Origin of the sequence: Cellulomonas endometrii, from assembly GCF_949769265.1 — a bacterium.
Classification (GTDB): domain Bacteria; phylum Actinomycetota; class Actinomycetes; order Actinomycetales; family Cellulomonadaceae; genus Cellulomonas; species Cellulomonas endometrii.
Genome location: NZ_CATKPC010000012.1, coordinates 21,374 through 33,959, shown reverse-complemented (window position 1 = coordinate 33,959; position 12,586 = coordinate 21,374). Strand labels below are relative to the sequence as shown.

Below are 12,586 nucleotides of genomic sequence, written 5' to 3'. Positions count from 1 at the left end.
CGCAACCGCCCAGAGATCGTCGCGCGGTACGTCGAGGGTCCGGTCAGCTTGGCTAGGGGACTCCACACGGTCGCCGGTCGGCTGGTTGCGGTCGTGTACGTGGGTCCGACCGGTGACGGGCTGCCGCCCGTCATGAAGCGTGATGGCTCGTACCGGCTCCCAAGTGGGGAGCTCAAGGTGGTGCTCCGTCCCGGGGACATCTTCGTGCGTGACGGCACGTCGTCTGTGCGGATGCAGCACAAGCACTGGCCGCTGCTCCTTGCGAACTTCCGTTCCCGCGTCCGCGCCGAAGCGGCGAACGACACCCAGGACGTCGTTGGTCGCCTCGCTGAAACGCTTCGGGGCGCTGCGGGCGCCACCGCTGTCGTCGACATTGCGATGGGAGCCGAGGAGTTCGAGCGAGCGGTTGCCGCGGCGCTCTCAACTGGTGAGGTGCCGGCAGTCCGTCGAGCACTACACCAGACGGGCCCATCGCGTCGCCGCTGGACCGATGCGGGCCGTAACGAAGACGTCGAGACGGCGCTCGATCGGATCGTTGCTGCAGCTGCCGTGGCCGTGCAGCTCGACAACCGCGAGTGCTTCGAGCTTGCCGTCGGAATCATGTTCGACCTCTACAAGTCGGCGCTCTACAGCCCGACGTCGGTGACGGCTCGGATTGGCCACGAGCGGCAGGCCGCCTGGCTGTGGCGATCAGTTGCTGCTCGGGTCCTGGCGTTGCTTGCGCTGATCGTGCGCCTGCGCGCCTGGGCGTTTGCGCCCTGCCTGGTGCTTCGCAAGGTCGGCTCCGCTGGTGGCGTCCACTCTTACCACTCGTGGATGCGCCACGCAGTCATCGAAGCGTCGCGTCAGAACCGACTGCTGCAGCAGTACGGGGCACCGGCGAACGGGGCGCTGCTGTCGTTCGCGCGGGAAGCCGTTCGACGGGTCCCGGCGCTGCGGTTCGACCTCGCAGAGGAGGAGGTCGATCGGCCGTCCTTGCTGCCACCGGACGGCGAGCCCGACGATCTGCTCGACAGTCTCTGCCAGGCCGACTTCCTTTGGTGCCTTGTGGTTGTCACCAAGTGCCGCGGTTCGGGCTTGCGGTCCGACCACGAGTTCTATCCGTCGTGCTCTGCGTTCTTCGCTGTCCGCAGCCAGCCCTTGATAGAGGAGATCGTCACCAGCGGCGCCACCCGCAACGCGCTGTTCGGAGTCGGCTCCGACTTCTACTTGGCACCTGCGATCGCGGAGGTCGAGGGCATGGCGGCACAGCAACAGACCCACTACATCTGGTCCATCCGAAGCCCTCACGTGAGCGAGTGGATCGCGAGGAACACACTGTAGGAAGGTCTGACGGCGGAGCCCGAACTGACTCTCCGCCTCGGCGTCTGGGTCGGCGCAGCATCGTTGCCAGCCCGCAGCGGGGCGGGCCGCACCGGTCACCGACTGCCCGTTGACCGGGCCAGTCGTCACAGCAAGCCCGTGAAATCCCGCGGTCGGGACCTTGCTTGGAGCTACCGTCTTCTCATGAGCGAGACGACGCCGGAGGAACGCTGGGCGCGGGTGCTCGATCACGTCGCAAACCTGTCCGAGGACACACTGATCTCGAAGCCGTTCGAGGCGCTGCTGGCGGGAATCGTCACGACGATGGCCTCAGCGCCCGTCGTGATCGACTACGCCGACAGGCACGCGGACCCGCTCGAGCGCGGCGTACGCATCCACTATCCGTGCAGCGGTGCGGTCGGCCGCCTCGGCTGCGGATACTCCTCGATCGGAGGCCGGCAAGACATCTCGTTCGACATGACCTGTCCTCCAGACGTGGAGTTCACGGGCGAGAACCTCAAGAAGTCCCTGGATGCGATCGAAATCAGACTTCGAGAGAAGACACGAGAAGTCAACGAGCAGATCGACGAAGAGCGAGCGCAACTGGCGGCAACCGTCACACCGGTGCTGCAACAGCGCTGGACGATGGCCCGCACGATCCGCGGCGTGCTCGCGGAGCTCGACATCCCGCTCGAGCAGCAGCCCACGGCCGCCCGACTGATCCCGGCAAGCCCGACGCCCTTGTCGTTGACCGCGACGACCGCCGCTCGGACGGCGGGAGCAAGTGACTGGGTGCTGGCCGAGGACTTGGCCGAGGGAGTCGTCGAGACCATCGCTTCGTTCGGCCGAGCGCTCGAACGGTCCCCTTCCGCCGCTAGCCGTCTCGTCGGCGGCGACGAGGAGACGCTCAGGGACGTGCTCTTGTGCATCCTCAACTCGACGTACCAGGGTCTCGCCACGGGCGAGACTTTCATCGGGGACGGAAAGAGTGACCTGTTGCTCCGCTGGCACGATCGCGACGCGTTCGTCGGTGAGTGCAAGATCTGGTCGGGCGCGGCCGCCCTGCGTGCCGGTGTCGAGCAGCTGCTCGGGCGATACACGTTGTGGCGTCAGTCCCGGGTGGCGCTCATTGTCTTTATCGACGACCCGACCGACGCCACGGCGATCATCAACAAGGCACACGCCGCCGTGCGAGGGCACGCCAGGACCGTCTCGGTCCGCGATGCAAGCGAACCTGCCCGTCGCGGTGACTACGTCGTCAACGCGAGTGGCGACGAGCAACGCCCCGCGCTCTTGACGCTTCTGCCGGTCGTCCTGCGCCGGCCCATCGCCTAAGGCCGCGTCTGGCGGTAGAGATGGGTGCCGGGGAAGGCCGGGCCCCGAGCCATCTACTCCAGACGCGGTATACATGCGCCCCAGCGGGACGATGCCGCGAGCAGCAGCACCACGAAGACTCGCTTACTGCACCTTGCACGCCATCAAGGAGGTTCGTGTGTCTGATCAGTCTTCTGCTGTCTCCGCAGACCGCGCACTCACGCTAGAGATCGTCACGCCCGACGGCCCCGTGTGGCACGGCCAGGCCGGATCGGTCAGCCTTCCGTCGATCTCGGGGTCGATGAGCATCCGGCCCCGCCACGAGCCGACAGCGGCCGTGCTGGGAAGCGGGAGCATTCTGGTCCGACCGGCGGATGCACCAGTTTTTCATCTTCACATCTCAGGCGGGTACAGATCGTAGATAGCGACCAGGTAACCGTGCTCGCCGACTCCGCCGTGCCAGCATCGGCTTGACACTTCGATCGCGACACGCCGCCCTCTGCGCCCGCCTCGGGCAGGCATGGGAGCCCGCCCGAGGTCGGCGCGGAATTCCTTTTTCGAGATCGTGATCGTCTCGGTTGGAGCTCGGCGGCGATGCGGTCTGCCCCACGGCGCTCGACGTCGGTCTCGCAGAAATCGTCAGCGAATAGCGGCCTCGTATGCCTCGCGGATCTCGGCGGAGATCCGACCACGCTCGGAGACTTCGTGCCCGTTCTCCTTGGCCCATGCGCGCACCGCACCGGCGTCCGAGGAACGGCGCGGCCGGCCGGTCCCGGCGCTGCTACGCCTCGAACTCGAGCGACCGCCGACCTTGCGAGCGTGCCCCACCCAGATAGTGAGCCCTTCGCGCAACTCGGACGCGTGCGCCGCCGTCAGGTCGATCTCGTAGGAGACACCGTCGAGCGCGAACGTCACCGTCTCGTCCGCAGTGCCGCCGTCAATGTCGTCAACCAGGGAAACCTGAACTTTCTGCGCCATACCGGTGCCGCGAGGCCCCTCGGATTCGATCAGGTGCATCGCCCCGGGCGCGGTCGTCACCAGCCACCTACCCGGGTGCACATCGGGTCAACCGGGCTGCTCATCAGGATCCTCGTCCTCGCCGATCTGCACGGTGGGGTGCAGACGCTCCTGCATCGGCGGGCGCAGGTACGCCAAGACCTCCCAGCCGAACCCAGCGGCGTCGAACCTGCCGGTGCGCCAGAACGCCCAGGACATCGCGGCCGCGTACAGGTACCGCTCGTGCTGCAGCGTCCACAGGTCCCACCCGACGATGACGGCGATGCGAGCGCCGCCGTCGGTCAGGACGACCGGGATGCCGGCTTCCACATCGGACCGGATCTTCTTGTACTTCGGGATCACGCTGGCCACCGGCATGACGCGCTCGGTCTGCTCCCAGGCGAACCTGCGGCGCCCGTCACCGAGTGGACTCATCGCCGTCACCGCCCCTCGGTGCCTCAACTTCGTCGTCCGAGGGCAGGGTCGGCGTCGTCCCGGGGTGGCGGTGCAGGATCCGGGTCACGTCGGTGGCGTACCCGGCGACGTCGAACACCCCGGACCGCCACGCGGACCAGAACGCCGCGGCCATCCCCGCGAGCTTCCCGTGCAGGTCCACGTAGGCGTGCCACGCCATCATCACTGCGACCCGCTTCCCGTCCCGGATCACGACGACGTGGGCCTCCTGGTCGATCTCGTCGAGCAGGTCGTCCAACCGGGCGGCGACCTCGTCAACCGGGACGGTGACTTCATGGGAAAGACCCAGCAGGTCCGGCTCGTCGAACGCACCCTCGCCAGAACCCGACTTCCCGCCGTCGCGGTCGTCAGGTTCCAACCGAGGGTGCCGCTCGCGGTACTCCCGGTACGAAGCGTCGACCGTGGCCTCGAGGCCACGCACGAGGACCTCCAGCCCGACCCTCCGCCCGAGGTCGACCTCGCCCACAAGGAACCGGGCGTCGCCGTCCAAGCTGACGCCGGCGTCCGCGTCGGAGTCTCCTTCGAGCGTCCGGGGCGGCTGCATCAGTCCGACCTCGAACGACTTATCGATCTGCGACTGGCTAAGCCGGACGGCGGGCTGCCCGTGCTCCTTGAACTCGATCACCGCGCCTTCGGCAAGCTTCACCCGAGTCGGCAACGACCACAACCACGGGCGCCCGATGCCGGTCACAGCGGGTCGTCCTGCGGAAAGGCCGGCAGCCCGGCGAGCTCCTCGGCCTCGACGTAGTCGATCGACGTGACCAGCCGCTGGACCCACCAACCGTAATTCTCGCCCTCGGTCTGGTAGTCGTACAGGTACTTGTGACGGTCGCCGACCCGGATGATCCCAGAGTCGTTCCCGAACAAGGACTCCACCTGGACGAGAGGCGCCCACCGGTCGTCCGCGTAGCCCGGCGACGAGCTCGGGCCAACCTGACGGAGCAGCAGCCAGGAGTCCGCATCGACGTAGTAGACCGTCTCGCTGCTGGAACGGATCGCCCAGACACCGGAAGCGTCCGCCAGGACGAGCTCGTTCACCGACGGCGCGGTCACCGGACGCTCCGCTGGGCGTGCAGCGGGGTGTGCGTGTCCCACGGATCGGGGGTGGGGTCACCGAGGACCACCGCACGGGTCTCGACGTCAGTGACGCGGCCTATCGACTTCTCGACGAGAACGCGCAAGGCCGTCTCGTACCCGTAGCGCCACCCGCGCCTGAACTCTCTGCGCGCTTGGATCGCGAACGAACCGGCGACGACGACGATCGCGAACATCGCCACCGATTCGGCGACTCGTCCGTTCAGGACGAGCTCGACGATGCCGGCGGCGAGGCAGATAGCGCAGATGGTGAGGGCCGGTCCCCACCATCGGAGGCTCGCGAGCATCGTCGCCCGCGACGCGGACTGTCGAGGGTTGCCGGGCTGGACCATGGGTACCCCCTTCCCTGAGCCGCGGCGGGGTGCCGGGCCGCAGATCTCACTGGTTCCTAGTGCGTACTCTGGCGCGTAGTCACAGAGTACGCACAACCGATCATGAGTCGGCAAGACGCACCGGCAGATCCGCACGCACGCCGCTGGGGAAGGCAGCCGGGCCGACGGCCCGTCAGCGAGAGAACGCTCCGACCGGCCCGTCGGCGGATGCGGCTCGCGACCCTCTGTTGCGCGGCCCCAACTCAGGGCACACCCCGGCTCCGCGGCCTTGACCCGACGTGCGCGCCACGCACCAGGTCAAGGCCGAGACGCGCTCGACAGGGCTGCGCTCGATCAACCCAGACAGCCGGAGAAGCAGCCGCCGGATGAACAGTGCGCGGCAGGTCAGCCCTCGGCGACGTCGAGGAAGCGCTGCAGGCAAGCCTTGGTCAGTTCACCCCGGATGTAGACGACACTTCCGCGCCCCACGGACAGCCCCCAGCGAGCTTGGAAGTGCTGTCCCATGCCGGTGCCGTCGGTCGACCGGATCAGGGTGTCGCGCTCAAGCGAGGCGAGCGTCCCGCCGATGAGGGAGTCGAACCCCGACACCTGCTTCAGCTGCGTCCGCGTCAGCGCGAACATGTGCCCGGGCGCCTCGGGGTCTTCACGGTCGACGGCCGCCAGTATCCGCAAGTGCGGCGCTTCAATGCCTTGGATCAGCCTGATCCAGGCTTGCTCTTCATCAACCTTCGCGTCATCGTCCAGAAGGACTCCATTCGCCAACGCCCGCCCGAGCACACGCATCTTTCGACGCCAGGCTGTCTGCGCTGCCGCTTCAAGCGCGGTCATCAGCACAAGGGCCTTGCCTGGGTCGGCGGTGAGACGATCGACGAGCTCCTCGACGGTGAACCCCGCCACGCCCGCACCCATATGCAGCGTGTACTCGAGCGCCTCGCGGCGCCGCTGCCGCGCACGATCAATCACGGCGTCGACGACCGGACCGCCGGCGGCCAGCACGATCCCGCCGACCGGGTTGACCGTCGCCACGCTCGCTGCTGCGATCGCAGCCGCAATACGCAACGTCGTCGCGACGCCCTCGGCGTCCTCGTCCTCCACATGAGCAGTATGCGCGCGGTACCGCACCCCAGACGGGCTCGTCGCGCGGTATCAAGCAGCGCTTCGACGAGGACGTGTACTGCTCGGACCAGCACGCCGCCTACTGGCAGGGAAGCGAAGCGCCACCTGAACTCCTGAGGGAGGTGGCCCACGGCGTGCAGCGCGCGCTGAGCAAGCCGCCTGACCAGTTCCTGTCCCTGATGGGCAGGGACGCCATCTCGGTCGCCGTTCCGCTCTGACGCGTTCGACATCGGCCGGGCCGAACCGACGGTCTTCCTCAATGTCTAGACGCCGTGGTACACACGAGTGTGCACCATGAAGCGTGGCACTCTAGGGCGTCGCAACAGAGTGCGTGGACCCTCAGCGCGTATACCCCTACGTTCCAGCGCGTGCCAGATCCGGACCGTCAACTCGAACAGCGCCGCGCCTTCGGCGCCGCGCTGAAGTCGCTCCGCAAAGCAACCGGCATGTCTCAGGAACAGCTCGGTCACGTCGCCGGCCTGCAACGCGCCTACGTCGGCCACCTCGAGAACGGCCGCCGGAACACCTCGCTCCACACGATGTGGCTGCTCGCCGACGCCCTCCAGGTCACACCGATGGAGTTCTTCCGCGACGCAACTCCGAAGCAGACCGAGGAGTAGAGCACCACAGCCCCGAAACATGCCCTACGGTGATGCCCGAAATGTGACTCTGGCAACACCAAGGGGTAGCGATGACGGAGCCGACGGAGGTCACAGTGGCCTCGACGACGAGCGCGGTAGCCCTGCCCACCACGCTCGAGCAGTTCGAAGCAGCCCTCCTCGATCACGCGGACATGATGGGACTGCCGTCCAGCGGCGTCCTTGTGCCGGTTCCCCAGCGGGTGCAGGTGCTCACGAACATGGACGGCGCGATGGCCGGACTCACTCCGGAGAAGCGCGCTCACGCGATGTACCTGTCGAAGTTCATGATGGCGGTCAGCGCTGGCCTGTTCGACGCAGCACTGAACTACCTGTGGGACGAGACGATCACCGAGCTGCGCAAGCGGATCGTCGCGTACGACCTCAACTACTTCTTCGACCTCGCCGTCGCGACCCCCGAGAAGCGCAAGGACCTCAAGGGTCCCGACGACCTGGTCAAGATCACCGACGAGGAGCTCATCCAGGCTGCCGCGCGGATCGGGTTCATCTCCCCGGTCGGACGCCAGCAGCTCGACCTGGTGCGCTTCATGCGCAACCACGCCAGCGCGGCCCACCCGAACCAGCACGAACTCCAGCCGTACACGCTCCTCGGGTACATGGAGACCTGCATCAAGGAGGTCATCACCCTCCCACAGAGCTCCACGATGGTCGCCACGTCCAGGCTGCTGTCCAACATCAAGACGACCACGCTCACTGCCGCGGACACCGCGACGTTCGCGACCCTGTTCAACGGGCTGCGCCCCGACCAGGCCGAGACCCTGGCGAACGGACTGTTCGGCATCTACGTCACGCTGGACTCGACTCCGACGACCCGTGACAACATCCGGCTCGTTCTCGATCGCCTGTGGCCCCACCTGACCGACGACACGAAGTTCAGCTTCGGAACGCGTCACGCACGGTTCAAGGCAAACCTCGACACCAAGCAGGCCGAGCTCGCACGCGAGTTCCTCGAGTCCGTCGGCGGCGAGTCCTACCTGCCCGAGGACATCCGCACCGCCGACATCGACGTGCTCCTCGACCGACTGCATCAGGCTCACAATGGCTTCGACAACTTCTACACCGAGCCGCCGATCATGCGGGAACTCGCGGACTACGTCGGTACGCTTCCGATCCCCGACGGCGTCCGCTCGAAGTACGTCCATGGTCTCGTGGAGATCTTCCTCGGACGCTCCAGCGGCATCTCGTGGGCTGCTGTCGACATCAGCCAGACTCTGCTCTCCCAGCTGACGCCCGCTGAAGCTGCCCTGGCGCTGCGAGTGATGACGAGCAACTCGTTCGCAGCACTCCTCGGCTACTCCAAGCCGATCGAGCAGTTCGACAAGCTCGTCGCGATCATCGCGCCGAAGATCATCGGGCGCGCCGCAACCACCCTGCTCCAGCACGTTCAGGGGTTCACCGGCCCGCGTCGCGCCATGGCGCTGGACACGAAGATGAGCGAGTTGCGCGCGACTCTCGCGGCCGAGGACAAGTGACTTGATCACGAACGACCTCCTGCATGCGCTGCGGTACCTGCAGATGGTGAACGACGCCGGCGCAGGGGTTCCCGCAGCGCACCTCGACGCGTGGCTGAACGTGACTCCACCGGCAGAACTCAGCCGACTTGACGCGCTCACGCGCCAGTTCGAGCAGCTGATCGGCCGCGACCATGGCTACGCCGAGTACATCGAGCTCGTCGGGTGGGCCGACGGCGACCCGATGAGGATCACCGCGACGGGTCGCGCCGTGGTCAAGGCACACGAGGGAAACGAAGGCGTCCAGGATGAGGCCCTCGTGATCCTGTCCCCTCAGAATCCGATGAACCTCGTGACGTTGACCAGCACCATCGCGAAGGCTCAGGCCGGGATGCTGGTCGACCCCTACTTCAAGGACGACCTTTTCCAGTGGCTGATGGAGTCCACATCCATCCGCCGGGTGCTGGTGTGCCGCGAACCGGCAGACCGTTCGGTACTGCCGATGATCGCTGGCGCGGCATCGTTGATCAGCCGCGACCTCGAGATCCGGTGCCTGCCCTTGAGGGCGGTCCACGACCGGTTCCTCGTCACACAGGACGGGGCGATCTTCACGATCGGTTCGTCGCTGAACGGCCTGCAACGACACTTCACGACCATCACCCGGCTACCGGATCCCGGTACGGACACCGTGCGCGAGTACCTAGAGAAGCAGTGGGACGCGGCCGATCCGGTCGTCCCGAAGACCACGCTGAGCTCGCCCCAGCAGGCCGATTGACAGGCGCTGCGAGCGCCCCGACACGCGTGCGACGGTTCGCGCCACTCGCCCACTCCGGCGTTCGCGGGCCTCAACCCCTGCGACGCGGCGCTCGGGCTCGGACTCACAGGCACTGAGCCCGAACAGGCTCAGCGCACGACCCGACTTCATCGCGCGGCGTGCACGTAACGCTGCGACGGCGCGGCGAGCGCCTTGGTGCGAGGTATAAGCGTGATCAGCCAACCTCTGCCCGCGGTAATACACGAGGTCAGCGGAGCAGCAGCACCTCTGAAGAGCTGCTGGAAACGGTGCTCGACCGGGGGTCGACGCACACGGCACCAAGTCAGGAAGTTCGACGCCGAGTTTCTTGACTTGCGGCTCAGGTTTCCTGCGATCGGTCCGAAATTCTTACGTACGACCGACGTCGTCAGACCCTCAGGCCCCCTCGGCACGCCCCTCGCGCCAGTACCCCATGAACGCCACGGCCTTCCGGTCCACCCCGCAGGTCCCGACGAGGTGCCGACGCAGGGTCTTGATCGCCCCGGCCTCCCCCGCGAGCCACGCGTACAGGGCGGCGCTCTGCCGCAGCGGCTCGCCGGTGGTGTGGTCCACGGGGACCTCCCAGAGCATGCCGGTGTCGATGTCGACGTCCTCGAGCTCCATGCCGTCGGGCAGGGGCGCCTCGCCGGGCATGAGCCGGGCGCAGGCGGCCTGGACCGCGGGGACCAGGCGGGCACCGTGGGCGGCTCCGTCGCGCGGGAGCCAGCGGACGGTGACGCCGGCGGGGGCGTCGATGGTGAGCTCGTCGCCGGTGACGGGGACCTCGAGCAGGGCCTCGCCGCGGGCGTCGCGGGGCAGGCGCTCCAGGATGCCGGCGATGGCGGGGACCGCGGTCTCGTCGCCGGCGATCAGCAGCCGGTCGGCGTGCGCGGGCGGGACGAAGTCGATACCGCCGGACGGGCCGGGGTGCTCGCGGTTCGGGCCGAGGATCACGAGGGAGTCGCCGACGGCGGCGCAGCCGGCCCAGCGGGAGGCGGGCCCGGCGTCGCCGTGCAGGACGACGTCGACGTCGATCTCGCGCTCGGACTGGCGGACCGCGCGGGCGGTGTAGGTGCGGATCGGGTGCCGCAGCTCCTCGGGCAGGTCGCGCCACTGCAGGTACCAGGACTCGCCCTGCGGGACGACGTCGTACCCGCACGGCAGCGGCAGCAGCAGCTTGATGCGCTGGTCGAAGCCGTTGTCGGCGAACTGGTCGAGGTCGTCGCCGGTGAACGTGAACCGGCGGAACGAGGGGGTGAGGTCCACGATCCGCGCGACGCGGACGTCGAAGAACCGGAACGGCGTGGTGACGGCCGGTGCGGTGGTGGACGCTGTCATGCGAGCCACCGTATATCGAAGGTGAGCCTTACCTCACCCCCCTTGTGACACATCCCACATGGTGGATGCCGTGGGCGGCGCTCAGGCAGCCGAGGTCCCGAACGCGAGACCCAGCAGGTACGTCGCGGCGGCGGCCCCGAACCCGATGGCCAGCTGCCGTAGCGCCCGCTTGGTCGGCGAGGACCCGGACAGGACGCCGACCGTCGCGCCGGTCACGAGCAGCGCCAGCCCGACCAGGGTGCTGGCGACCGCGACGGCCACCCACCCCTCCAGCCCGAGCAGGTACGGCAGCACCGGGATGAGCGCGCCGGTCGCGAAGAAGCAGAAGCTCGCCGCGGCCGCCCCGATCGCGCTGCCGACGGTCTCGTGCTCGTCGACCTCCGGCGCCTCGGGACCGTCCACCGGCGCCGCACCGACGGCGGCCTCGTCCGCGGACCCGGCCGTGCCGAGCGCCGACGCGGGCACCGCCACGTCCAGGACGCGGAGGTCGGCGAGCACCCGGTCGGCCCGGTCGCGCGCGTCGTCCACCGACATGCCGCGCGCCCGGTAGACCAGCGCGAGCTCGTTGGCGTCCAGGTCCAGGTGCGGCAGCGCCTCGCGAGCCTGACGGCTCGGGCGCGACGCCTCCAGCAGCTCGCGCTGGGACCGCACCGAGACGTACTCGCCGGCGCCCATCGACAGCGCACCCGCGAGCAGACCGGCCAGGCCGGTGAGCAGGACCGTCGAGGTCGCGACGCCGCTCGCCCCGATGCCGAGCACGAGCGCGAGGTTGCTCACGAGCCCGTCGTTCGCCCCGAACACGGCGGCGCGGAACGTCCCGGACATCCGGTTCCGGCCCCGCATCGCCAGGGACCGCACGACCTCCTCGTGGATCCGCTCGTCGGCCGCCATCGTCGGCGTGGCGTCCACGTCCTCGTCGTAGGCCGACCGGGCCTCGGCGCGCTGCGCGAGCGCCAGCACGAACACCCCGCCGAACCGGCGGGCGAGCCAGCCCAGCACCCGCGAGCGGTAGTCGCCGCGCAGGGGCCGGCCCACCTGGTCGCCCAGGAGGTCGAGCCAGTGCTGCTCGTGCCGGCGCTCGGCGTCCGCGAGCTCCAGCAGGATCGCGTGCTCCTCGCCCGTGCGGCGAGACGCGAGGTCGCGGTACGCGGCGGCCTCGGCGCGCTCGTCGGCCAGGTAGCGGCGCCAGCGGCGGACCTGCCGCCGGGTGGGCGTGGCGCTGGTGGAGGGGCTGTCGGTGGGTGGCACGGTCGTCCATGGTGGAGTCCCGCGGGCGCCGAGTCACGCGTTCCACGCCTGTTCGGGCGCCCGAATCGGGGCGTCCGCCCACCCGCGCGGTCTCAGTCCTCCCAGGGCGGGGTGTCATCGAGCTTCGCGTAGTACTTCGCGAGGTGGCTCTTGACCCGGTCGACGTCCTTGGCCGGCAGGTCCACGCCGCCGCGCGAGCCCTGCATGACGGCCGCCGCGGCGAACACCCCGCGGGGCACCGCCACGAGCTTCCCGCCGACCACGTCCGCGATCAGCAGCTTGTACGCGGTGAAGTTCTGCTTCGCGTCGGCGTCGTACCAGACGTGGGCGTCGCGGTACTTCTCGTTCGGCTCGTCCTGGGCGTCGGCCCAGGCGCGGACTCGCTTCTCGGCGGCGGCACCGTCCCACTCGCGGTCGCGGTCGGCGAGCGGGAGGTCCTGGAACGCGGTGACAGCCATGCTGCTCCTC

The 12,586-nt window shown here is 68.5% G+C and carries 15 protein-coding genes; 6 read left to right on the top strand and 9 right to left on the bottom strand.

What is annotated here, in order from left to right:
• Positions 1-93: 93 nt before the first annotated feature.
• From QNH85_RS13385 to QNH85_RS20045, 3 genes are all read left to right on the top strand, one after another.
• On the top strand, positions 94-1,323 hold the full coding sequence (locus tag QNH85_RS13385) for a hypothetical protein (protein WP_282947168.1): 1,230 nt from the start codon (positions 94-96) through the stop codon (positions 1,321-1,323).
• A gap of 183 nt (positions 1,324-1,506) precedes the next feature.
• Positions 1,507-2,637: a hypothetical protein gene (locus QNH85_RS13380; RefSeq protein ID WP_282947167.1), complete on the top strand. Its 1,131-nt coding sequence runs from the start codon at positions 1,507-1,509 to the stop codon at positions 2,635-2,637.
• 73 nt (positions 2,638-2,710) lie between these two features.
• Entirely contained in the window at positions 2,711-3,037 is a 327-nt protein-coding gene (locus tag QNH85_RS20045; protein WP_428830407.1) for a hypothetical protein, read from the top strand.
• 218 nt (positions 3,038-3,255) lie between these two features.
• Here QNH85_RS20045 and QNH85_RS13375 read toward each other — a convergent pair whose 3' ends face one another.
• From QNH85_RS13375 to QNH85_RS13350, 6 genes are all read right to left on the bottom strand, one after another.
• On the bottom strand, positions 3,256-3,594 hold the full coding sequence (locus QNH85_RS13375) for a histone-like nucleoid-structuring protein Lsr2 (RefSeq protein ID WP_282947308.1): 339 nt from the start codon (positions 3,592-3,594) through the stop codon (positions 3,256-3,258).
• 87 nt (positions 3,595-3,681) lie between these two features.
• A complete protein-coding gene (locus tag QNH85_RS13370) occupies positions 3,682-4,047 on the bottom strand; it encodes a hypothetical protein (RefSeq protein WP_282947165.1) in 366 nt (121 codons plus the stop codon).
• Entirely contained in the window at positions 4,031-4,732 is a 702-nt protein-coding gene (locus tag QNH85_RS13365; protein ID WP_282947163.1) for a hypothetical protein, read from the bottom strand. Before QNH85_RS13365 ends, QNH85_RS13370 begins: the two co-directional genes overlap by 17 nt.
• Positions 4,733-4,773: 41 nt before the next feature.
• Complete coding sequence (locus QNH85_RS13360; RefSeq protein WP_282947161.1) at positions 4,774-5,139, bottom strand: hypothetical protein; 366 nt, start codon at positions 5,137-5,139, stop codon at positions 4,774-4,776.
• Positions 5,136-5,513: a hypothetical protein gene (locus QNH85_RS13355; RefSeq protein WP_282947159.1), complete on the bottom strand. Its 378-nt coding sequence runs from the start codon at positions 5,511-5,513 to the stop codon at positions 5,136-5,138. The genes QNH85_RS13360 and QNH85_RS13355 overlap by 4 nt, the downstream gene beginning before the upstream one ends.
• Positions 5,514-5,897: 384 nt before the next feature.
• Positions 5,898-6,608: a hypothetical protein gene (locus QNH85_RS13350; RefSeq protein WP_282947158.1), complete on the bottom strand. Its 711-nt coding sequence runs from the start codon at positions 6,606-6,608 to the stop codon at positions 5,898-5,900.
• Between the two features lie 389 nt (positions 6,609-6,997).
• Here QNH85_RS13350 and QNH85_RS13345 point away from each other — a divergent pair, with 389 nt between their 5' ends.
• From QNH85_RS13345 to QNH85_RS13335, 3 genes are all read left to right on the top strand, one after another.
• The gene (locus tag QNH85_RS13345; protein ID WP_282947156.1) at positions 6,998-7,249 is read left to right on the top strand and encodes a helix-turn-helix domain-containing protein; all 252 of its coding nucleotides are present in this window, start codon (positions 6,998-7,000) and stop codon (positions 7,247-7,249) included.
• Positions 7,250-7,320: 71 nt separating this feature from the next.
• The gene (locus tag QNH85_RS13340) at positions 7,321-8,760 is read left to right on the top strand and encodes a hypothetical protein (protein ID WP_282947155.1); all 1,440 of its coding nucleotides are present in this window, start codon (positions 7,321-7,323) and stop codon (positions 8,758-8,760) included.
• Between the two features lies 1 nt (position 8,761).
• The gene (locus QNH85_RS13335; protein WP_282947153.1) at positions 8,762-9,514 is read left to right on the top strand and encodes a hypothetical protein; all 753 of its coding nucleotides are present in this window, start codon (positions 8,762-8,764) and stop codon (positions 9,512-9,514) included.
• Between the two features lie 414 nt (positions 9,515-9,928).
• On the opposite strand, the gene QNH85_RS13330 is transcribed toward QNH85_RS13335, so the two are convergent.
• The 3 genes from QNH85_RS13330 to QNH85_RS13320 all read right to left on the bottom strand — a co-directional run bounded on the left by QNH85_RS13330 (position 9,929) and on the right by QNH85_RS13320 (position 12,576).
• A complete protein-coding gene (locus QNH85_RS13330) occupies positions 9,929-10,870 on the bottom strand; it encodes a siderophore-interacting protein (protein WP_282947151.1) in 942 nt (313 codons plus the stop codon).
• A gap of 81 nt (positions 10,871-10,951) precedes the next feature.
• Positions 10,952-12,118 (bottom strand): VIT1/CCC1 transporter family protein, encoded by a 1,167-nt coding sequence (locus tag QNH85_RS13325; protein ID WP_282947149.1) that lies wholly within the window; start codon positions 12,116-12,118, stop codon positions 10,952-10,954.
• 92 nt (positions 12,119-12,210) lie between these two features.
• Positions 12,211-12,576, bottom strand: a complete 366-nt coding sequence (locus QNH85_RS13320; RefSeq protein ID WP_213281458.1) for a hypothetical protein — start codon at positions 12,574-12,576, stop codon at positions 12,211-12,213.
• Positions 12,577-12,586 lie beyond the last annotated feature (10 nt).

Coding starts and splice junctions, on each gene's coding strand:
- QNH85_RS13380 (WP_282947167.1), top strand. CDS start 1,507: ATGAGCGAGACGACGCCGGAGGAACGCTGGGCGCGGGTGCTCGATCAC.
- QNH85_RS20045 (WP_428830407.1), top strand. CDS start 2,711: ATGCGCCCCAGCGGGACGATGCCGCGAGCAGCAGCACCACGAAGACTC.
- QNH85_RS13375 (WP_282947308.1), bottom strand. CDS start 3,594: ATGGCGCAGAAAGTTCAGGTTTCCCTGGTTGACGACATTGACGGCGGC.
- QNH85_RS13370 (WP_282947165.1), bottom strand. CDS start 4,047: ATGAGTCCACTCGGTGACGGGCGCCGCAGGTTCGCCTGGGAGCAGACC.
- QNH85_RS13355 (WP_282947159.1), bottom strand. CDS start 5,513: ATGGTCCAGCCCGGCAACCCTCGACAGTCCGCGTCGCGGGCGACGATG.
- QNH85_RS13340 (WP_282947155.1), top strand. CDS start 7,321: ATGACGGAGCCGACGGAGGTCACAGTGGCCTCGACGACGAGCGCGGTA.
- QNH85_RS13330 (WP_282947151.1), bottom strand. CDS start 10,870: ATGACAGCGTCCACCACCGCACCGGCCGTCACCACGCCGTTCCGGTTC.
- QNH85_RS13320 (WP_213281458.1), bottom strand. CDS start 12,576: ATGGCTGTCACCGCGTTCCAGGACCTCCCGCTCGCCGACCGCGACCGC.